Annotated in this window: 16 protein-coding genes; 9 read left to right on the plus strand and 7 right to left on the minus strand. The window is 71.0% G+C overall.

Annotation, left to right across the window (positions count from 1 at the left end; genetic code table 11):
• Window positions 1-105: 105 nt before the first annotated feature.
• Window positions 106-1014: a LysR family transcriptional regulator gene (locus VZQ01_RS35670; RefSeq protein ID WP_426745877.1), complete on the minus strand. Its 909-nt coding sequence runs from the start codon at window positions 1012-1014 to the stop codon at window positions 106-108.
• Window positions 1015-1126: 112 nt separating this feature from the next.
• On the opposite strand from VZQ01_RS35670, the gene VZQ01_RS35675 reads away from it, so the two are divergent.
• From VZQ01_RS35675 to VZQ01_RS35695, 5 genes are all read left to right on the plus strand, one after another.
• Window positions 1127-1999 (plus strand): SDR family NAD(P)-dependent oxidoreductase, encoded by an 873-nt coding sequence (locus VZQ01_RS35675; protein ID WP_223751615.1) that lies wholly within the window; start codon window positions 1127-1129, stop codon window positions 1997-1999.
• An 82-nt stretch (window positions 2000-2081) separates the two neighbouring features.
• On the plus strand, window positions 2082-2549 hold the full coding sequence (locus tag VZQ01_RS35680) for a hypothetical protein (RefSeq protein ID WP_426745878.1): 468 nt from the start codon (window positions 2082-2084) through the stop codon (window positions 2547-2549).
• A 74-nt stretch (window positions 2550-2623) separates the two neighbouring features.
• Window positions 2624-5296, plus strand: coding sequence for a phosphoenolpyruvate carboxylase (locus VZQ01_RS35685; protein WP_426745879.1), 2673 nt, complete (start codon window positions 2624-2626; stop codon window positions 5294-5296).
• A gap of 10 nt (window positions 5297-5306) precedes the next feature.
• Window positions 5307-5771 carry a macro domain-containing protein gene (locus VZQ01_RS35690; RefSeq protein ID WP_223751618.1) on the plus strand — a complete coding sequence of 155 codons (465 nt, stop codon included), beginning with the start codon at window positions 5307-5309 and terminating at the stop codon, window positions 5769-5771.
• A 60-nt stretch (window positions 5772-5831) separates the two neighbouring features.
• A complete protein-coding gene (locus VZQ01_RS35695) occupies window positions 5832-6539 on the plus strand; it encodes a hypothetical protein (RefSeq protein WP_223751619.1) in 708 nt (235 codons plus the stop codon).
• Between the two features lie 12 nt (window positions 6540-6551).
• Here the strand turns inward: VZQ01_RS35695 and VZQ01_RS35700 are convergent, their stop codons facing one another.
• Together VZQ01_RS35700 and VZQ01_RS35705 are read right to left on the minus strand one after the other, a co-directional pair.
• Window positions 6552-7826: an SGNH/GDSL hydrolase family protein gene (locus VZQ01_RS35700; protein WP_426745880.1), complete on the minus strand. Its 1275-nt coding sequence runs from the start codon at window positions 7824-7826 to the stop codon at window positions 6552-6554.
• Window positions 7827-8040: 214 nt separating this feature from the next.
• Window positions 8041-8904, minus strand: a complete 864-nt coding sequence (locus tag VZQ01_RS35705; protein ID WP_223751621.1) for a hypothetical protein — start codon at window positions 8902-8904, stop codon at window positions 8041-8043.
• Between the two features lie 200 nt (window positions 8905-9104).
• On the opposite strand from VZQ01_RS35705, the gene VZQ01_RS35710 reads away from it, so the two are divergent.
• Window positions 9105-9473 (plus strand): TIGR02266 family protein, encoded by a 369-nt coding sequence (locus tag VZQ01_RS35710; RefSeq protein ID WP_223751622.1) that lies wholly within the window; start codon window positions 9105-9107, stop codon window positions 9471-9473.
• Between the two features lie 57 nt (window positions 9474-9530).
• Here VZQ01_RS35710 and VZQ01_RS35715 read toward each other — a convergent pair whose 3' ends face one another.
• The 4 genes from VZQ01_RS35715 to VZQ01_RS35730 form a co-directional block, all read right to left on the minus strand.
• The gene (locus VZQ01_RS35715; RefSeq protein WP_223785344.1) at window positions 9531-9932 is read right to left on the minus strand and encodes a GNAT family N-acetyltransferase; all 402 of its coding nucleotides are present in this window, start codon (window positions 9930-9932) and stop codon (window positions 9531-9533) included.
• A 200-nt stretch (window positions 9933-10132) separates the two neighbouring features.
• Window positions 10133-11191, minus strand: a complete 1059-nt coding sequence (locus VZQ01_RS35720; protein ID WP_141325735.1) for an alpha-ketoacid dehydrogenase subunit beta — start codon at window positions 11189-11191, stop codon at window positions 10133-10135.
• Window positions 11192-11194: 3 nt separating this feature from the next.
• The gene (locus tag VZQ01_RS35725; protein ID WP_141325736.1) at window positions 11195-12202 is read right to left on the minus strand and encodes a thiamine pyrophosphate-dependent dehydrogenase E1 component subunit alpha; all 1008 of its coding nucleotides are present in this window, start codon (window positions 12200-12202) and stop codon (window positions 11195-11197) included.
• A gap of 122 nt (window positions 12203-12324) precedes the next feature.
• The gene (locus VZQ01_RS35730; RefSeq protein ID WP_267700407.1) at window positions 12325-13452 is read right to left on the minus strand and encodes a metalloprotease; all 1128 of its coding nucleotides are present in this window, start codon (window positions 13450-13452) and stop codon (window positions 12325-12327) included.
• A 244-nt stretch (window positions 13453-13696) separates the two neighbouring features.
• Between VZQ01_RS35730 and VZQ01_RS35735 the strand changes: the two genes are divergently transcribed.
• From VZQ01_RS35735 to VZQ01_RS35745, 3 genes are read left to right on the plus strand one after another with little or no spacing between them, the layout of a single operon-like run.
• Window positions 13697-15487: a PP2C family protein-serine/threonine phosphatase gene (locus tag VZQ01_RS35735; RefSeq protein ID WP_223785342.1), complete on the plus strand. Its 1791-nt coding sequence runs from the start codon at window positions 13697-13699 to the stop codon at window positions 15485-15487.
• A gap of 18 nt (window positions 15488-15505) precedes the next feature.
• On the plus strand, window positions 15506-18025 hold the full coding sequence (locus VZQ01_RS35740; protein WP_426745881.1) for a tetratricopeptide repeat protein: 2520 nt from the start codon (window positions 15506-15508) through the stop codon (window positions 18023-18025).
• Window positions 18022-18939: a PhnD/SsuA/transferrin family substrate-binding protein gene (locus VZQ01_RS35745; RefSeq protein WP_141325740.1), complete on the plus strand. Its 918-nt coding sequence runs from the start codon at window positions 18022-18024 to the stop codon at window positions 18937-18939. The genes VZQ01_RS35740 and VZQ01_RS35745 overlap by 4 nt, the downstream gene beginning before the upstream one ends.
• The last annotated feature ends 203 nt before the right edge of the window (window positions 18940-19142 follow it).

Below are 19142 nucleotides of genomic sequence, written 5' to 3' on the forward strand. Positions count from 1 at the left end.
ATGTGCCCGCCCGGAGCGTCAGGGCCCGCTCGAACGCGTGCAGGGCGGGAGGTATCGACCCGAGCAGGCGACCTTGAACAGGCTCCCCTCGGCAACAGGCTCACGTCAGGAGGTCCTTGCTCCCGAGCGTCGGGCCCGCAGGAAGTCGACGAGCGCGCGCAGCTTGAGGGGGAGCTGGGTCCGACTCGGGTAGTAGAGGAAGAGGCCGGGGAAGGGCGGACAGTAGTTGGAGAGCACCCGGACGAGGCGCTTGTCGGCCAGCTCCTGCTCGACGGTGTGCTCCATGACGTATGCGAGCCCCACGCCATCGAGCGCTCCACGAACCATCAGCTCGTTGTCGTTGACGATGAGCCGCCCCTCCACGGCGACGGTGAGGTCGCGACCCTTGTCGCTGAACTCCCAGCGGTACACGGTGCCACTCCTGAGGTGGCGGTAGTTGATGCAGTCGTGCGCGTGCAAGTCCCTCGGATGCTTCGGCCGTCCGCGCGCGCTCAGATACGCGGGTGAGCCGACCACCGTCATGCGCAGGTCGTCGGTGAGTCGCAGCGCCACGACGTCCTTGTCGAGCATCTCGCCGAGTCGGATACCCGCGTCGAAGCCGTGCTCCACGATGTTGGTGATGCCGTCGTCGACGACGATGTCGAGCCTGAGCTCCGGGTTCGCCGCGAGGAAGCCCCCCAGGATGGAGTCGAGCACCGCCGCGATGGCCAGCCGGGGCACATTGAGTCGCAGCGTGCCGGAGGGACGCCCGCGGACCGCGTCGAGTGACTCGAAGGCGGAGCGGATGCTCGCCATCGCGGGCCTGAGCTGCGATAGGAAACGCTCGCCTGCCTCCGTCAGACCGACGCTCCTCGTCGTCCGCTGGAGCAGCCGCACGCCCACCCGCTCCTCGAGCGCCCGGATGCTCTGGCTGAGTGCCGACGGCGTCACGCTCAACTGGGCCGCCGCGGCCGTGAAGCTGCGCTTGTCCGCCACCGCCGCCAGCGCGTTCAGCCCCGAGTAGTCGTCTCGCATGTGCATCTTTTAGCGAAACTTAAAAAACCATCGCAATTCCACTGCTAATCACGAGGTCCCCGGACTCCTATTCTGAACTGCGTCAACGAACTCGCAGTCGAAGGAGTCCACCATGGGCAGCCAAGGTTCTTCAGCGTCCACCTCCAACAAGGTCTGGTTCATCACGGGAGCGTCCTCGGGACTGGGGCGTGCGCTCGTCGAGGAGGTGCTGCGGCGAGGCGACAGCGTGGTCGCCGCCGCGAGGCAACCGCAGGTCCTCGCGGAGCTGGCGTCGTCGGCCTCGGGGCGGCTGCGCCTCGCCGCACTGGACGTGACGCAGCCCGAGAAGGTGCGCGACGCCGTGACGACCGCCATCTCCCGCTTCGGCCACATCGACGTGCTGGTCAACAACGCGGGCTTCAGCATCCTCGGCGCCATCGAGGAGACGAGCGACCGGGACCTGCGCGCGACGATGGAGTTGATGTTCTTCGCCGCCGTCACCACCACGCGCGAGGTGCTGCCTCACATGCGGGCACGGGGCTCCGGCACCATCGTGCAGGTCTCGAGCGTCGCGGGGCTCTCCTCCGCGCCGGGCTTCGGTGCCTATTGCGCCGCGAAGCACGCCCTGGAAGGCATGTCCGAGAGCCTCGCGCAGGAGGTGAAGCCGCTGGGGATTCGCGTGCTCGTAGTGGAGCCGGGGACCTTCCGCACCTCGCTGTTCGGCGCTTCGTTCCGGCACATGCCCGCGATGAGCGCCTACGAGGGAACGGTGGGGCAGTTGCGCACCTGGGTGCGCCAGACGGACGGCAAGCAGGGCGGAGACCCGGTGAAGGCAGCCCGGGTCATGGCGGACGTCATCGCGCGACCGAGCGCGGAGCTTCCGTTGCGGCTGCCCTTGGGCGGTGACGCCGTGGAACAGATTCGCGCCAAGTTGTCCCTCGTCGCCACCGATGTCGACCGGATGGAGCTTCTCTCGCGCTCCACTGCCTTCGACGCGAAGACGTAGCCGCGAGGTGCCCGGTCAGCTCCCGCCCGTTCGCGCCGTCGGCGCGCTCGACCCGCGTCGAACCCAACGAGGAGCCGGCCCCATGGGCTACAGCATTCAACGACCGTCGGAGCTGTTCGAATCCGTTCGCTACAACACCAAGACCACCCCCGACCTTCGGGTGGCGATGCAGAAGAAGGTCAAGGAGCTGGTGGCGCGCATCGAGGACCGCGAGGGCCGGATGCGTCGCATCCGCGCGGAGTACCAGATCGACTCCGAGCGTCTGGCCGCGCTGGTCATCCAGTTCCAGAACAAGAAGTCCGAGTTCGTCTCCTATCAGAACCAGGGCGGCGCCCCGAGTGAAGCCATCGTGCCCGCGGGCGTCATCGCCAACCTCATCAAGGAGGGAGAGATGATCGACTCGGAGCGAGGGCAGATCCGAAAGCTGGAGCTGGTGCTGCGCAACCTTCCGGACTCGGAGCTGTACAACCACCCGGAGACTGGCGAGGTCCTGAGCCGGCAGCCGTTGCACCAGCTGACCGATGACGAGCTCGAATACCTTGGGTTCTGAGGTGGACGAGAAACGACGGGCCCGCCGACATTGCCCGCGCGGCCCGTGGCGGAAGGCGTTACCTTCCACGGCATATGGCCCGTGTCCGTGCCGTGGATCAGCCCCTGCGTCGTGATGTCCGCCTGCTCGGGCGACTGTTGGGAGAGGTGCTCGTCGAACAGGAAGGCCAGGACCTGTTCGACCTGGAAGAGGAGGTCCGTCGGCTCGCCATCCAGCGACGACGCGGCCCCGTGGCGGGAAGGCGCGCCTCCGCGGCCGAGCTCGCGGAGATCCTCAAGCGCCTGCCTCTGGAGCGCACCGAGCCCGTGCTCCGCGCCTTCTCGGTGTACTTCCAGCTCGTCAACCTCGCCGAGCAACACCACCGCATCCGCCGCGCCCGCGCGCACTCCAGCGCCGAGTCCACGACGCCCCAGCGTGGCTCGCTGGAGGCGACGATGCTGTCGCTCAAGGACGCGGGCATCCCCGCGACCCGCGTCCGCGAGGCGCTGCGCCAGATGCACGTGACGCTCACGCTCACCGCGCATCCCACGCAGGCCGTGCGCCGCACGCTGCTCGAGAAGCTCTACCGCATGGCCAGCCTGCTCGAGGAGCGCGACCGGTGCGAGCTGACGCCCCGCGAGAGCGCCGCCAACGTGGAGTCCCTCCGCGAGGAGATCACCACTCTGTGGCAGACGGACGAACTGCGCCGCGAGCGGCCCACCGTGGGCGACGAGGTGAAGAACGCCCTCTGGTACGTCGAGGAGGTCATCGCCGAGCAGCTCTCCGAGCTGCCCGAGCTGCTCGACTGGGCCTTCGAGCGCGCCTACGGAGAACCCCTCGGCCAGGTGGACACGCCCGTGCGAGTCCACTCGTGGGTCGGCGGAGACATGGATGGCAACCCGCTGGTGACACCGGAAGTCTTCGCGGACACGCTGCGGGCCCACCGTGCACGTGGGTTGCGCCTGCTGACCCAAGGCCTGGAGCGCCTGGGCGGAATGCTCTCGCAGTCGGAGCGCCATGCGAAGCCGTCGGCGGAGCTCGTCGCCTCCCTGGAGCGCGACGCGAAGGAACTCCCCGAGGCCGAGCAGCGCCTGGGGCCGCGCACCATCGGCGAGCCCTGGCGTCGCAAGCTGCGCTTCATGGAGGAGCGGCTGAATCAGGCCCTGCGCCATGTGCTGGCCCAGCGCACCGGTGACGCGGGCCCCATGCCGGCCAGCGCCTATCGCACGCCCGAGGCCCTGCTCGCGGACCTGGACCTGCTGTCCCGCTCGCTCGAGGAAGCGAAGGCCGCGAAGTCCGGTCTGCGCCAGGTGCGCCGCATGCGCGAGCGGGTCCTCGCGCTGGGGCTCTCCCTGGCCGAGCTGGAGGCGCGCGTGCCCGCCGAGGACGCGGTGAGCGCGGCGGCCTCGCTGGACGCGGGAGGGCCCGCTCCGTCCGAGGGTGGCAAGCGGCTGCTCGCGGTGCTGGAGAAGCTGCGCGAGGCGCAGGCCGAGGCCGGTGAGCCCGCCTGTCGCACGCTCATCCTCAGCATGGCCAGCACGGCCGAGGATGTCCTCGCGGCCTTCAAGTGCCTCAGGCTCACGGGCCTGTGGGATGAGCAGCGCGGCTGCGCCACCGTGGACGTCGTCCCGCTCTTCGAGCAGCTCGGCGCGCTCGACGGTGGCCCCGACGTGCTGCGCACGCTCTTCGCCAACGCCGAGTACCGCAAGCACGTCGACGCGCGCGGCTTCCAGGAGGTCATGGTCGGCTACAGCGACTCGGGCAAGGAGGTGGGGCTGCTGGCCGCCAGCGCCGCGCTCTATCGCGCCCAGGTCGCGCTCACCGAGGCGGCCGCCCAGTCCGGTGTCCCCCTTCGCCTGTTCCACGGTCGCGGCGAGTCCGTGGCCCGCGGTGGTGGCCCCGCCCAGGAGGCCATCCTCGCGCTGCCTCCCGGTGCCGTGGCCGGTGGCTACAAGGCGACGGAGCAGGGCGAGGCCCTGGACCACAAGTACGCGCGCCCGGAGCTGGCTCGCCGCACGCTGGAGCTCATCCTGGGCGGCGTGCTGCCCCACCTGCTCGACGCGCAGCCTCGCCCGACGCCGGAGGACGAGAAGACCTTCCGCGCCACGTTCGACACGCTGGCGGAGACGGGGCGCAAGGCCTACCGCGCGCTCGTGTGGGAGGACCCTCGCTTCCTGGAGTTCTTCACCACGGCGACGCCCGTGGAGGAGATCTCCGCGCTGCCCATCGGCTCGCGCCCCAGCAAGCGCAAGGCCGGAGGGCTCGAGTCGCTGCGCGCGATTCCCTGGGTGTTCGCCTGGACGCAGAACCGGGCCATCGTCCCGGGCTGGTACGGCGTGGGCTCCGCGCTGGAGGCCTTCTCGAAGGAGCCGGGCGGGCCCGCGCTGCTCAAGCGCATGTACCGCCAGTGGCCCTTCTTCAAGGCCGTCATCGACAACGTCACCATGGTGCTGGCCAAGTCGGACATGGCCATCGCCGGGCGCTACGCGGCGCTCGCCCCCGCGTCCACGAAGGCCCTGTGGCGTCGCATCCAGCAGGAGCACCGGCGCACGCGTCGGCAGGTGAAGCGGCTGACGGGGGAGGGGAAGCTGCTCGACAACAACCCCCAGCTCCAGCGCGCCATCGCCCTGCGCAACCCGTACGTGGATCCGATGTCCTTCCTCCAGGTGGAGCTGTTGCGCCGCAAGCGCGAGAGCGACTGTGACTGCGACAGGCCGCTGTTGCTCTCGCTCAACGGCATCGCGGCCGGCATGCGCAACACCGGTTAGAGTCCGCGCCATGCCCGTCTCTGTCTGCGAAGGCGACCTGCTGGACCAGCCGGTGGAGGCCATCGTCAATGCCTGGAACCGGAACATCATCCCCTGGTGGCTGCTGTTGCCGCAGGGGGTGTCCGGCGCCATCAAGCGACGAGGTGGCGTCGGCCCCTTCCGCGAGGTGGCGAGAGCGGGCCCCATGCCGCTGGGCTCGGCGGTGGTGACCTCCGCGGGGCGGCTGCCCTTCAAGGCCATCATCCACGTGGCGGGCATCGACATGCTGTGGCGCGCCTCCCAGCGCTCCATCCAGGACTCGGTCCGCAACGCCCTGGAGAGGGCCCGTGAGCAGGGCCTCCACTCCGTGGCCTTCCCCATCATCGGCGCGGGCTCCGGCAGCTTCGACGAGACGCGCGCGCTCGAGCTGATGAGGCAGGTCCTGGACGCGGAGGCGGGGGACCTCGACGTGCGCGTGGTGCGCTTCCGGCGCTGACGACTTAACCTTCAGCGCTCCAATACAGACGTCTTCAACGGCTTTCGAGACGAGGTCGGGATGGCTAGGGACGCATTCACGGTGGAGGACGTCAACGCCCAGCACGGCTTCGCGCTCTTGCGGCCGGACTCGGGAGAGGGGCCATTCCATGCCCCGCTCTATCCGGAGCCGGAGTCCGACGCGCCTCCCTTCCAGCTGCGCAAGGGAGACCGGGTGACGGGACAGCGTCGCGGGCAGTCCGTGACAGAGGTGGCGTGGGTGACGCGCGTGGAGCCGCCGTACGAGCTGGTGGAGCGCATGGCGGAGCTGCTCGCGAAGCTGGAGCAGTGGGAGCTGAAGGTCCCCGCCACCGCGCTGGAGCTCGCCGAGCACCACTGGCGCCAGAGCCGTGAGGACCCGCTGCGCAGCGAGCTGACGTCGCAGTTGCCCACCTTCTTCGACTGGGAGCTGTCCCACCCGTACAAGGATGGCGCGCTGCTGGAGCGACTGGAGGCGGCGCTGCAGCCCTATCTGCCGGGCTTCGCGGTGCGGCCCCTCCAGGGGCGCGAGGCCTTCGTCGTGGACCCCGGAGGACACGAGGTCGAAGCGGGCGAGGGGGACTGGGACGCGCCCGCCACCACCTTCGAGCCGCTGCTCCAGCGGGTGAACGCCGTGCTGGAGCAGGCGGGGGCGCCCGTGCGCTGGGTGCCCACGGGCAACGACTGGGTGCTGGCTCCGCCAGCACTGGCGGAGCTGCTCGTCCTCAACAACGTGCTCGGACCCCGCTGAGCCACAGCGGGGCTACAGCTCGCCCCGCTCGCGCAGCGTGCGCACCACCTCGGCCGCCATCACCCGGTGGCCCTCGGTGCTTGGGTGGATGCCGTCGATGCCCAGGCCGTCGAGGTAGAGGTGCACGTTGCTCGTCTGCCGCATCACCGACTCCAGGTCGATGACGTCCGTGCTCGTGCCGCCGCCGCGCAGCCACGCGTTGAAGCCCAGCCGCTGCGACTTCACGTAGTCATAGGCGCCGTAGTTCGTCTTCTCCTTCGGCAACAGCGTGCTCACCCACACGCGGCAGAAGGGCTCCAGCCGCTGTACCAGCAGGAGCATCCGCGTCTCCATCTGCTCCTCCGCGCCCGCGTCGCCCAAATCATTGGTGCCCAGCAGCACCAGGCAGTCGGTGACGCCCTTCACCGCGAGCACCTCGTCGGACAAGAGCCTCAGCGCGTCGTAGAAGCCCTGGCCGCTGACGCCCGCGTTGACCACGGGCACGCCCAGCTGCGCCTCCACCAGCGCCGGCCAGGCGTTGCGCGTGTCGTTGCGCAGGTCGACGTAGCCCTCGGTGATGCTGTCACCCAGCGCGATGAAGGCGCGGCCCGTGGGGCCCTCCACGTGCACCGAGGCCACGCCCACGGAGCGCTCGAAGGGCTCGCCGCCGATGGCGCCCGTCACCAGCGCATGCGTGCCCGCTCGCGCGAAGCTGCCCGGGAAGGCGTTGATGGCGCTGGCGGCCAGCGCCCCGCGCACCTCGAAGGTGATGGCCACGTCCTCGCGGAAGCCCACGGGGAACACCACCGGGTCCGACGTCACCAGCGCGCGCGCGCCGACGTTGAAGCCCGGCTTGCCCTCGAAGCTCAGCGCCACCGGCGCCGACACCAGCGAGCCGTCCACGCCCGCCTTCGCCACCGTGGCGCGCTGGAGCATGAGGTTCCCGTCGCCCGCGCGGAACGTCACCTGGAGCCGCTCTCCGGCGCGCGCCACCGGCACCCGCAGGCGGAACGTGGTGACACCGCCCACGTAGTGGGACCAGCGCAGCGCCTGATGGAAGCCCGGCTGGAAGCCGATGCTCGGCAACGGCGGCTGCGGCGCGGGCGGCGGCGGTGTGCTCACGTGCCCGTCGTCGTTGAGCACCAATGGCGGCGCCACGTCCACGGAGGCATCCGGCGCGTTCGTGGACTCACCCTGCTCTTGAGAAGGCTCTTCCGACAACGGGTCCTCGGGGCTGCTGGGAGTGCACGCCAACTGCGCGCCACCCACGCATGCGAGGACACCGAGCCACGTCCGCCACATTCGCATCGTCGCTCCCTCCCGACGACGCACGATGTACACCGCTCATTCCCGCGACGACCACCGAACATGCGCGCAAGTCCCGAGGCTCGCGGCGCACGCCCCCTTGGTCTCCGGGCGAGATGGAGACACCGCTTTCCCTGTCACTCGAACCCGCGGCGCTTGCGCGAGTCCGGAACGCACCCACGTGGTGGCGGACGTTGCCCCACGTGGGTAACGCGCTTCATGGGATGCAGGCTCCCACCCCAGGATTGTCATTCAGTGGACGGCATGTCCCGGCGGTGCATGCGGGCGAGCTGGAGGGCCTGCACAGCGGCCGGCAGTTGAGCCCTTGCCCCGTGTTCACACAGGCGCTCCCCGGCGCGCACTGGTTGCTGAAGTCGCACGGCTCACCCGTCGCGCGAGTCCCGCTGCCCGCGCACACCGGACCCGACGAGGACGGGTAGCAGCTGAGCGGCGCCGCGCAGCCCTGCGCGAACGGGTCGCACGGCTGCGAGCGCGGTCCGCACAACAGCGGCAGCTCCGACGTGCCCGCCAGCCGCAGCACCGTGTTGCACTCGCGCGAGTCCGTGCACTGGCTGCTCGTGTGGCACAGCTTCCGGCAGAAGAAGCCCACGCCGCCGTCGTCCTGCCGCTCGTCCTTGCAGAACAGGCCCGCCGCGCACGTGTCGAACTCCGGCCCACCGTCCGTGGGGGACAGCGTGCACCGCGCGCCCTCGGCGACGGTGCCCGCCTCCACGCACCGGCGCTCCGTCACCGCGCCCGTGCTCACGTACGTGCAGCGCTGCCCCTGCGCGCAGTTCTGCAGCACCACGTCACACGCCGCCGCGAAGCACCGGCTGCCCGTCTTGCCGCCCGACAGGTCCGCGAAGTGACAGCTCTGGCCGGTTCCGCAGCCTTCCTGTCTTGCGACGTTGCACGCGAAGTCGGGACTCACGCCGCCATCGCCCGCGCCGCCTCCGTCCGGGTCTCCGGGCACCCCGGAGTCACCCTGGCCGGGGCCCGGCTGTTTGTCGTCGTCATCACACCCAGGCGTGACGAGCGCCAGGAAGAGGGTCCCCGTCAACACCGCGAGCCACGCACGCATCCCGAACTCCCGAATCGAACTGTGTGAGGACTTACCTGATGGCGCCCATTCGTGGGGGCCCTCTTGAATCGAGCCTGGAAAGCAGCGGACACTTGCTGGATGACCGATGCCCAAGGGGTGGCTCGGCGCGTCAGTATCCCGTCGGTCCTCGGGAAGGCATTAGGTCGCCAGCGGCGGACGGCTGGGGGTAGCGGGTGCACATGACTAGCAAGGCGGCGGAAGCAGAGATGTCATCGGGAGACCCAGCCGCGTACGCGAACCGGCGCACGGACGAGCGCGTCGCCGCCAAGTTCGCGGTTCGCTTCACCCAGGCCGAGGACGCGGCCAGGGCGCTGCGCGTGTTCTCCATCAACGTGTCCGCGGGTGGCCTGTGCCTGCGCACGCGCAAGGCCTACGACGTGGGCGCCCAGGTGCGGCTGTCCATGGACATCGCGGGCGAGCAGTTCGACCTCACCGGCGTCATCGCGTGGGTGCGTGACGAGCAGGAGGCCATCGGCGTGCGCTTCACGGACGTGAGCGACGACGACCGCGTCCGGCTGCACAACGTGGTGGAGCGCATCAAGCGCTGACGTCACCGTGCGCCTCGGCCCCGGAAGAAACCCGGGGCGCGAGGGACGGGCGGCACGTCAGCGGCCCTTCTCCGTCTCCAGGTGGCGGAACACGCCCGCGTCGACCTCGGAGAAGCCGCACGCCGTATAGAAGCTGCGCACCTCCGGCGTGGTCGTTATCGGCGAGACCAGCTGGAGCTGGCGCGCGCTGAGCACCTTGCAGCGCTCCAAAATCTGCTTGATGAGCGCGCGGCCCACGCCCCGGCGGCGCCACGACTCGGTCACCACCAGCTCGTCGATGGTGCCCACGCGCCCGCGCAGCCGCAGCTGCGGCCGGTGGGAGAAGGAGAGCATGCCCACGGGTTTGTCCTGCGGGTCTCCGGCCACGAAGATTTCAATCTCCGGATGGCTCACCACCCAGTGGACTGTCTGCTGGTCCGTTCCCTGGGGGTAGCCCAGCTCGCGAAGCAACAAGGCCATGGCCTCGGCGTCGCCGCGACGGGCTCGGCGGATGCGGAAGGCGGGGGCTTCTGCGCCCGCGGGGCTGACGGTCCGGACGATTGGCTGTGACAAGGCAGTTGGCAGTCTAACGAAAGGGCCGCCGCTCCTCCAAAGAGGAACGGCGGCCCGGGACTTTTCCCGTGGGCGGACAGCCCACACGGGGGCACTGGGTACGATGCCTAGGGCTGCTCGCCGGCGAGCGAGCGCAAGGCGTCGGTGATGTCGTTCTGCTGGGGCACGGAGGCCATCTCCAGCGTGTCGGCCAGGCCGATGCCGGGGATGAACTTGCCCGCCAGCAGCCGGGGCGGCGCGAGCAGGGAGTAGAAGAGCTCCTCCACCGTGCGTCGCACCAGGTGCTCGCCGAAGTTCGTCACCTCGGTGTCCTCGTTGACGAAGAGCACGCGGCCCGTCTTCTGGACGGAGGCCTTGATCATCTCCCAGTCGTAGGGCCACAGCGAGCGCAGGTCGATGACCTCCACGCTGATGCCCTCGTCGGCGAGCAGCGCGGCGGCGCGCGCGCACAGGGGCAGGGTGCGGCCGTAGCTGACCACCGTCACCTGCGAGCCCTCGCGCACCAGCTTCCCCTTGCCGATGGGGATGGCGAACGCCTCCAGCCCCTCGGGCCACGCGGGCTTCCACTGGCTGCGGTCACCCAGGGGCGCGTCGATGGCCTTGGACAGCGCGCGGTCATCGTCCGGCTCGCCGGGGATGCGCTCCTCGCCCTTGACGCGCAAGAGCGCCTTGGGCTCCAGGAACATGACCGGGTTCTGCTCCTTGCACGCGGAGATGAGCAGGCCGTACGCGTCCAGCGGCGTGGAGGGCATCACCACCTTCCACCCGGCGATGTGGGTCATCGTCGCGTCGAAGGAATGCGAGTGGTAGATGGACCCGCGGATGCCGCTGCCCACCGGCGTGCGCACCACCATGGGCAGGTTCCAGTCACCGTTGCTGGACCAGCAGGTGTTGCCCGCCAGCTTCAACAGGTCGATGGTGTTGTAGACGTAGTCGCAGAACTGGATTTCGGCGACGGGGCGGCCGCCGCCCATCGCGATGCCCATGGCCGCGCCGATGATGCCGCGCTCGTCCAGAGGCGAGTTCCACGTCGTCTTCAGGCCCTGCGTGCAGGTGAAGACGCCGCCCAGCGGGGCGCCGACGTCCTCCCCGAAGATGTCCGTCACGCCCAGGTTCTCCTCGGCGTAGTGGAGGGCCATGCGAATGGCCTGTGCCATGTTGGCCATGGGTTACTTGTCCTCCGCGAAGATGTGCTTCCAGATGGTCTCGGGGCCCGGCAGCGGCTCGTCCCGGGCGATGCGGGCGGCGGCGGCCATGTCCTCGGTGTAGCGGTTGCGCAGCTCGTCCATCTGCTGGCGCGTCAGCACGCCGTCCTGCTCCAGGCGCGCCTCGAAGTTCTTCAGGCAGTCCACCTCTTCGGAGACGTAGTTGGCGCCGGACGCGGACGAGTGTCCGTACAGGCGCGACACGTTCGCCTCCAGGAGGAAGGGCTTGCGCTCCTTGCGCACGTACTCCATGGCCTCCTTCAGCTCCTGGTAGGCCTCCACGGGGTCGTTGCCGTTGATGGTCTTCGAGCGGATGCCGAACGCCTTGCCGCGCTCGCTCACGCGGGGCTCGCCGTGCTGGCCTTCCGCCGACGTGGAGATGCCCCACTTGTTGTTGGTGACGATGATGAGGATGGGCAGCGGGTTGGCGGGACGGCTGCTCCACACCAGGCAGGAGGCGAAGTCACCCTCGGCCGTGCCGGCGTCGCCGCCGGTGACGATGGTGATGCCGTCGCCGCCCACGCGCTTCTGCACCATGGCCGTGCCCGGCGCGATGGCGTACTGCACCTCGATGGGCGAGCTGACGGGGGCCACGTTGTACTTGCGCAGCGAGAAGTGGCCCGCGAAGTTGCGGCCGCCGGAGTACGGGTCCGACGCCGTGTTCTTCATCTGCCGGAGGGCGCCGATGGGCTCCTCGCCCAGCGCCAGCAGCGTGCCGGACTGACGGTAGTGGGCGTGGAGGTAGTCGTACTCGGGGCCCTGGCCCTTCTTCATCAGCAGGCCGAGCGGGACGTTGAACGCCTCCTCGCCGGGACCGCCAATCCAGAAGTACCCATGGCCCTGCTTGTACATCTGGATGAGGCGCTCCTCGAGGACGCGCGTTTTGACCATGAGGTCGTGGATGCGGACCAGCAGCTCCTTGTCCAGCTGGAGCGGCGCGGACGATTCTTTGATGAGTCGGGGTCGAGACACGCGCGGGCTTCCTCTATCTGGAGGGGACGCCCCTATAACCCGGATGCGCCCCCATTTCTCAAGCGAGAGATGCCGCGTCGGCTTCCCACCACCCGGCCGGGCCCGGTGGCGCGGCGCGGCAATCAGCCTCGCTCATCCGACTTAGGAGCCCGGCCACGTCGCAGGGCCGTGACGCGGTCCGTTAGCGTGGCGTGGCCCAGGACGTGGGCCCGCGCGTCGACGGCGGCCAGCGTCTCGTCGGAGACCAGCGGCGCTTGGGGGCCTGAGAGCAGCGACTCCAGCTCCGCGGTGCGTCCGGCCTCCAACAGGGCGAGGGCCAGCGCGTGGGCCGCGCGTGGCGAGGGCTCGCGGGTGAAGGACTCCTGGAGGGGCCGCACCGCGAGGTCCGCCAGGCCGCTGTCGAGCAGGAGCTGGCCCACGCTGCCCGCGTCGTGGGGGACGTCCTCGTCGCTGGCCACCGTGCGCGGGGAGGCGCGCGCGTGCTCGGGGCCCGGCTCGGGTGTCTTGGCCGCGGCGGGCTTGCGTCCCAATAGCGCGTCGAGCGGGATGGCGCCCTCGGTCGAGCCTTCGCGCGCCAGGGGACGGCGGGGTGGGGTGATGGGCTTCAGGCGTGCCTCGCGCTGGCGCTGGAGCAGCCTGCGCCCGTTGCTGAACCCCAGCATCAGGGCGAGCACGCCCATCCAGACGGTGCGCGTGACGATGGCGCCCACCACCAGCGCCACCGCGGTGAGGACGCCGAGGACCTGGAGCCCCCGCTCGTGTCGATAGCCGGCGCGGTGGCGCACGAGCGAGGCGACGAAGTCCCCGCCATCCAGGGGGCGCACCGGCAGCAGGTTGAAGAGCCCCCAGCCCGCGTTCGCCCACAGGAGCTGTTGGAGCAGCGCCCCGCCCAGGCCCGGCTGCCCTCCCGGCGAGGCGAGGTCCGAGGCCCACCACGCCAGCCCGCCCACCAGGAGGCTCGCGGCGGGCCCGGCGAGGCTCACCCACGCGGACTGGCGGTGCGTGAGCCGGTCCGAGCCCCGGGTGGTGCCGCCCAGCTCATGGAGCGTGATGTTCGCCGGGGAGCCGAAGCGGCGCAGCGCCCAGGCGTGGGCCAGCTCGTGGAGGAGCACGGACACGAAGACCACCGGCAGCCACATCGCCAGACGGCCGGGCTCCGCGGCGAAGTCCCAGCCCGTCGCCAGCGCGGTGAGGAAGAAGAGCGGCTGGAGATGAACGGGCGTTCGCGCCACGTGGAAGAGCGGCTTCATGCTCCCGCGAGCCTAACCGGGCCCGCGCGTGGACGCCGGGTGAAGGGCCCCGCCCGACACTCACCGGACGTGAAGTGTCCTCGCTGAATAGGATGTGGGCCACACCCGTCAAGGCACGTCGCGCCGCGTGGTGGCGGAGACGTGTCGTGGGGGGCAGGACCTCGCGAAGCAGGAGAAGTGCGCTAGAGTCGCGACTCTTTTTCGCTCCCGCCGCGCCTCGGGCGTGGCCCTTCCGGGTGTGTCCTTGTCCAGCACGAACACGCGTCTGAACCCCGCGCCGGAGTCCGGTACGTCCCCTGGCACGTCTGCGGGAGCCGCCCCACCACCGGCCGAGAGGACAGGCACCCGGGAGCTGACGGGCTCTCGCGAGTCCACCGCCACGCGCCTGACCTCCAACGTGGGCCTGCCCCACGCCGAGCAGACGGGCACGCTCATCGCGCCGCTGGAGGCGGGGGAGCTGCCCAACGTCGCCGCCATCCGCGGGCCCCGGCTGGATCAGATCCTCCTGCTCACCACCACGGCGCTCGTCGTGGTCATCGTGGGCCTGCTGGCGGCGCTGTCGGTGGCCTCCACCCAGTCCCAGTTCGAGGAGACCGCGCGCCGCTCCACCGAGCGCATCCAGGAGCAGGCCCGCGAGCTGGGGCGCACGGTGGGGCAGACGCTGGCGCTCACCTCCGTCACCAACCTGCGCGACAACAACTACGCCTTCCTGGAGGGCGTGGCCGGCTCCATCGTCACCACCAACCCCAACATCCTCCGCGTCCAGATTCTCGACCCGGAGGGCGTGGTGATGGCGGACAGCGAGCCGAAGGCCGCGGGCGCGGCCGAGTCCGATGCGCCCACCGGCCGCGTCGCCGAGCAGCGCCTGGTGCAGGCCTTCTACCGCGACCAGCCGGTGTACGAGATTCAAGAGCCCATCGACTACGGCTCCAGCAGCGGCAAGGGGCTGGTGGTCATCAGCTACTCGCTGCGCGCGCTCCAGGTGCAGTTGGAGGAGCTGGAGCGGGACAAGCGCGAAACGGTGCGCGCGAACACGGTGCGCATGCTGGGCCTGGGCCTGGGGTTCGTGGTGCTCGCGGGCGTGGTGGCCGCGTTCCAGAGCCGTCGCATCACCCGCCCGCTGGGCATGCTCACGAACAAGGTGATGCAGCTGGCCGCCGGTGATTTGGGCGCGCGCACGCAGGCGGCGCGGGGCGCGGGGCGCGAGGTGCGCACGCTGGGCGTGGTGTTCAACCACATGGCCGAGCGCATCAAGGTGCTGCTCGACGACGTGCGCGCCAAGGCGCAGCTGGAGCGCGAGGTGTCGCTGGCGCGCACCGTCCAGGAGACGCTCCTGCCCGGCCGCGACGCGGTGCAGGTGGGCGCGCTGCGCATCGCGGGCCTCGTCGTCACCGCGGACGCGTGCGGCGGCGACTGGTGGTTCCGCGCGGCGCTGGACGAGCAGCGCGTGGTCATCGGCATCGGCGACGTGACGGGCCACGGCCTGTCGACCTCGCTGGTCGCCACCAGCGCCACCAGCGGCTTCGCCTCCGCGATGACGCTGCGCGAGCCCTCGGAGGTCAACGCGCGGATGCTCATCACCGCGCTCAACGTGACGCTGGCCAACGTGGGCCGCGGCGAGCACCAGATGTCCAGCGCCCTGGCCGTCATCGACGTGTCCACCGGCGTCATCGACTACGCGGCCGGCGCGCACCCCAGCCCCCTCGTCTTCAACCGCCACAGCGGTCAGGTGGCCTCGCTGCCCGCGCGCGGTCCGCTGCTGGGCGCGTCCGTGACGTCGCAGTTCACCTCGCGCGACGGCCAGCTCCGCCCCGGCGACATCGTCGTCTGGTACACCGACGGCCTCACCGAGGCGCGCGACGGCGGGGGGCGCATGTACGGCACCCAGCGCCTGGCCGCCGCGGTGCAGGCCAATGCCCACCTGTCCGCGGAGGCGCTGCGTGAAGCGCTGCTCGCGGACGCCCGTGCCCACAGCGCGGGACAGCCGCAGCGCGACGACATCACCGTCGTCGTCGCCGAGTTCAGCCCCGCCTGACCCCTGGACGACTCCCGCATGCGCCGCACACCCCACACCCCCAAGCGACGTCTCGTCCCCGCGCTCGCGCTCCTGGCCTCGCTGGCCAGTCCTCCCGTCCTGGCGCAGTACCGCGCGCCCCCCATGTCCGAGTCGCAGCGGCTGGTGAAGGAGGGCGAGCAGGCCCAGGTCTCCGCCAGCGCCGCGAGCGCCTCCGGTGACAAGAAGGAGGCCGAGGAGAAGTACAGGAAGGCCCTGGGCCTCTTCGAGAAGGCCCTGGCCGCCGAGCCCACCTCCATCACCGCCGCCGCGGGCGTGGGCTCCGCCGCCAACGCGCTGCAGGATTGGGCGCGCACCGTGGAGCGCGTGTCCGCCGTGCACACGGCGAACCCGTCCGAGCTGACGCTCGCGTATCCGCTGGGCGTGGCCCTCTTCAAGCTGCGCCGCTTCCCGGAGGCGGTGCCGATGCTGGAGAAGGTGGCCCAGGCCGACCAGGCCGAGCACCTCATCGTCCACTACTACCTGGCCAGCTACTACCTCTACGCCCAGCAGGGCGACGCGGCGGTGACGCGGCTGCAGCGCTACCTGTCGCTGCGCCCCGCGAAGCTGTCCGGCAACGACTTCCAGATCCACGAGCTGCTCGGCCGCGCGCACGTGCTGCGCAGGGACACCGTGGCCGCTCGCGCGTCCTTCACCCAGGCCCAGGCCGGGCGGCCCGAGTCGCCCACGGTGCAGTTGGGGCTCGCGAGCGTGCTGGAACTGGATGGCAAGGGGGTGGAGGCGCGCACGCTGCTGGAGGGCGTGGCCACGCGCTTCCCGCAGGCCGCCGAGCCGAGGGAGAAGCTCGCGCGGCTGTACCTGTCCGCCGGTGATTTGACGCGCGCGGAGTCGGAGGCGGTGGCGGTGGTGAAGCTGGGCGCGACGCCCGCGGCCTACCTGCTGCTCGGTGACGTGCGGCTCGCGCGCAAGCAGGCCCCGGCCGCCGAGGAGGCCTACCGCAAGGTGCTGGAGCTGCAGCCCGGCCTGGTGCTGGGACAGATGGCGGTGGGCAAGGCGCTGCAGGCGCAGGGTCGTCACGAGGAGGCCATCCAGTTCCTGGAGGCCGCGGTGCGCTCGGGCGCGAGCAGCGTGGACCTGTGGGCCTCGCTCGGCTCCGTCAACCGCCGCGCCGGCCGCTTCCAGCGCGCGGTGGAGGTGCACCGCCGCGTGGTGGAGATGGCGCCCCGGCAGGCCCTGGGATGGATGCTGCTGGGCGCGGACCACTTCGCCACCGGCCAGTGGGACCAGGCCATCGAGGACTACGGCAACGCGCTCCAGGTGGAGCCCCAGCACGCGGGAGCCAAGCAGTGGCTGGCGCGCGCGCTGGCCCATCGCGCGAGAGATCGCAGCGGTGCAGGTCGGGCCGACGACGCGGTGCGGGATTTGCGCCGAGCCTTCGACCTGGACCGCAGCGCGGTCATGGCCCGCCGGCTGACGGCGGCGCTGTTGGAGACGCGCACGTACGCGGATGCGCGCAAGGTGATGGAGCAGGGCGCCACGCTGCCTGGCGCGACGTGGAGGGACCAGCTCCTGTTGGGCTATGCGCGGCTGGGCGCGGGTGACGCGCAGGCGGCGCTGGAGGCGTTCAACCTCGCCGGCAAGCAGACGGAGGAGCCCGACCAGCAGGCCGAGGCGTCCGTGGGCGCCGCGCTGGCGGAGGTCGAGCTGGGGCAGGTGGACGCCGCCGTGCAGCGGCTCACCGAGGTGGGCCCGTCGCGAGATGCCGCGAGCGTGGCCCAGGCCAACCTGCCGCGCGTGCTGGTGCGTCGCGCGCTCGCCCGGCTGGAGGCGGGAGATGCGGAGGGCGCGGACCGCGACCTCGACGCGGTGGACAAGCTGGGCACCGGCAAGCGGGGAGACCTCGCGAAGCTGGCCCTCTTCGCCCGGGGCCTGACGCGCGCGGAGGCCGGTCGTCACGCCGAGGCCGCCGCCGCGCTGAAGAAGGCGCTCACCCCCGCGCAGCCCTGGGCCTGGCCCAACACGCGCGCGCTGGCGGACGCCTTCGTGCTCTACAAGAAGGGGCAGGTGGCCGCCGCCCGCAAGCAGCTCACCGCCGCGGCCAAGAAGCCCATGCCGGGGCAGCCCAAGTGGATTGCGTCCATGACGGGCGCGCTCCACCGGCGCGAGGCCTCGCTGGCCTACGCCTCCGGCAACATGAAGCTCGCCGAGAAGGCCCTCAAGGCCGCGCTCGCCACCGAGCCCGAGGACGCGCTCGTCCAGCACAACCTGGCCTGCGTCGACTGGCGCAAGGGCAAGACGTCCGACGCGCTGAGCACCTGGCGGAGGCTGGAGTCGACCGTGTCCGTGGCCTCGCTCAACCTGGGCATCGACGCCCAGGAGCGTCGCCGTGAGCCGGCCGAGGCCGTGGACGCCTGGCGCCGCTACCTCGCCTCCGGCACCGGGCCTCGCATGGCCCAGGTGCGCGAGTGGAAGGACCGACTGCAGAGCCTGCACGGCCTCGCCGAGCCCGCGGGCAGCGTCCCGTCCAACGGCCCCGCCGTGGTGGAGGAGACCCCATGAAGACGCCGCGTTTCCCGTGGGCCATCCTCGCGCTGGCCTTCCTCGTCGCATCCCCCGCCGTCGCCGCGGCCCCCAAGAAGGCCACCGTGGGCGTCTTCCTCGCCACCACCTTGAGTGATGGTCAGGAGCGCTTCCAGTACGCGGAGGCCCTGGCCGCCAAGCTCACCGAGGTCCTGGACCGCCCCGTCGCCGCCAAGAGCTTCGGCCGCTACGAGGACTTCGCGCGCGCCATGGCGGACGGCCTGGTCGACTTCGCCGTGGTGGAGGGCTGGGCCGCCGTGCAGCTGGGCTCGCGCGCCACGCCCCTGGCCTGGGCCTCGCGCCCGGGGGAGTCCCAGCAGCGCTGGGCCATCGTCTCCACCCACAAGGGCGCGGTGAAGGACCTCGCCGGCAAGCGCCTGGCCCTGGTGAAGGGTGCCGGCCCCGCCGACCCCAAGTTCGTCACCCACGCGGTGCTCGGCGGCGACTTGGACGCACAGCGCCATTTCAAGCTGTCGCCCGTGCCCAACGTGGAGTCCGCGCTGAAGATGCTCGAGGCCAAGGGCGCCGAGGCCGCGCTCGTCCCCGTGTCCCATGTCCCCAAGGACAAGGACCTGCGGGTGCTCTTCCGCAGCGCCCGGCTCCCCGGCGCCGTGCTGGTGGACCTGCGCAACCACAAGGAGGCCCTGGAGCAGGCCCTGCCCACCGTGGGCGCCGTGGCGCCGTTCGAGCCCTTCGCGCGCATCCAGGGCAAGGACTTCGAGGACTTCCGACGTCTCGTCACCCAGGGCCCCCCGCGCCGCCAGCCCGTCTTCGCCGACGTGGCGGACACGCGCGTGGACGCCGAGGTCTTCGTCCGCGCCGAGGCGCTGGGGCCCTCGCTGCCGTCCTTCACCAGCGACCTCGCCGTCTCCGCCGAGCAGCCCGACGACTGATTTCACGCAACCTTGGACGCTACAGCCCGAAACACTCTTGAGTTTCCAGGGAATGAGAATCACCGGCTTGGCCCGGCGGGGTCTCTGGGGTAGCTTGTTTTTCGACGGCGCGAGCGTGCAGGTGAGCGAATTCGTCCAACAGACCGATTGCCCTGGCGCCGCGCCCGCCAACCGGGGCGTACAGGACCGCGGGGGCTCCTCCC

This window comes from Myxococcus faecalis (assembly GCF_050039385.1).
In the GTDB taxonomy this organism is placed as follows: Bacteria; Myxococcota; Myxococcia; order Myxococcales; family Myxococcaceae; genus Myxococcus; species Myxococcus fulvus.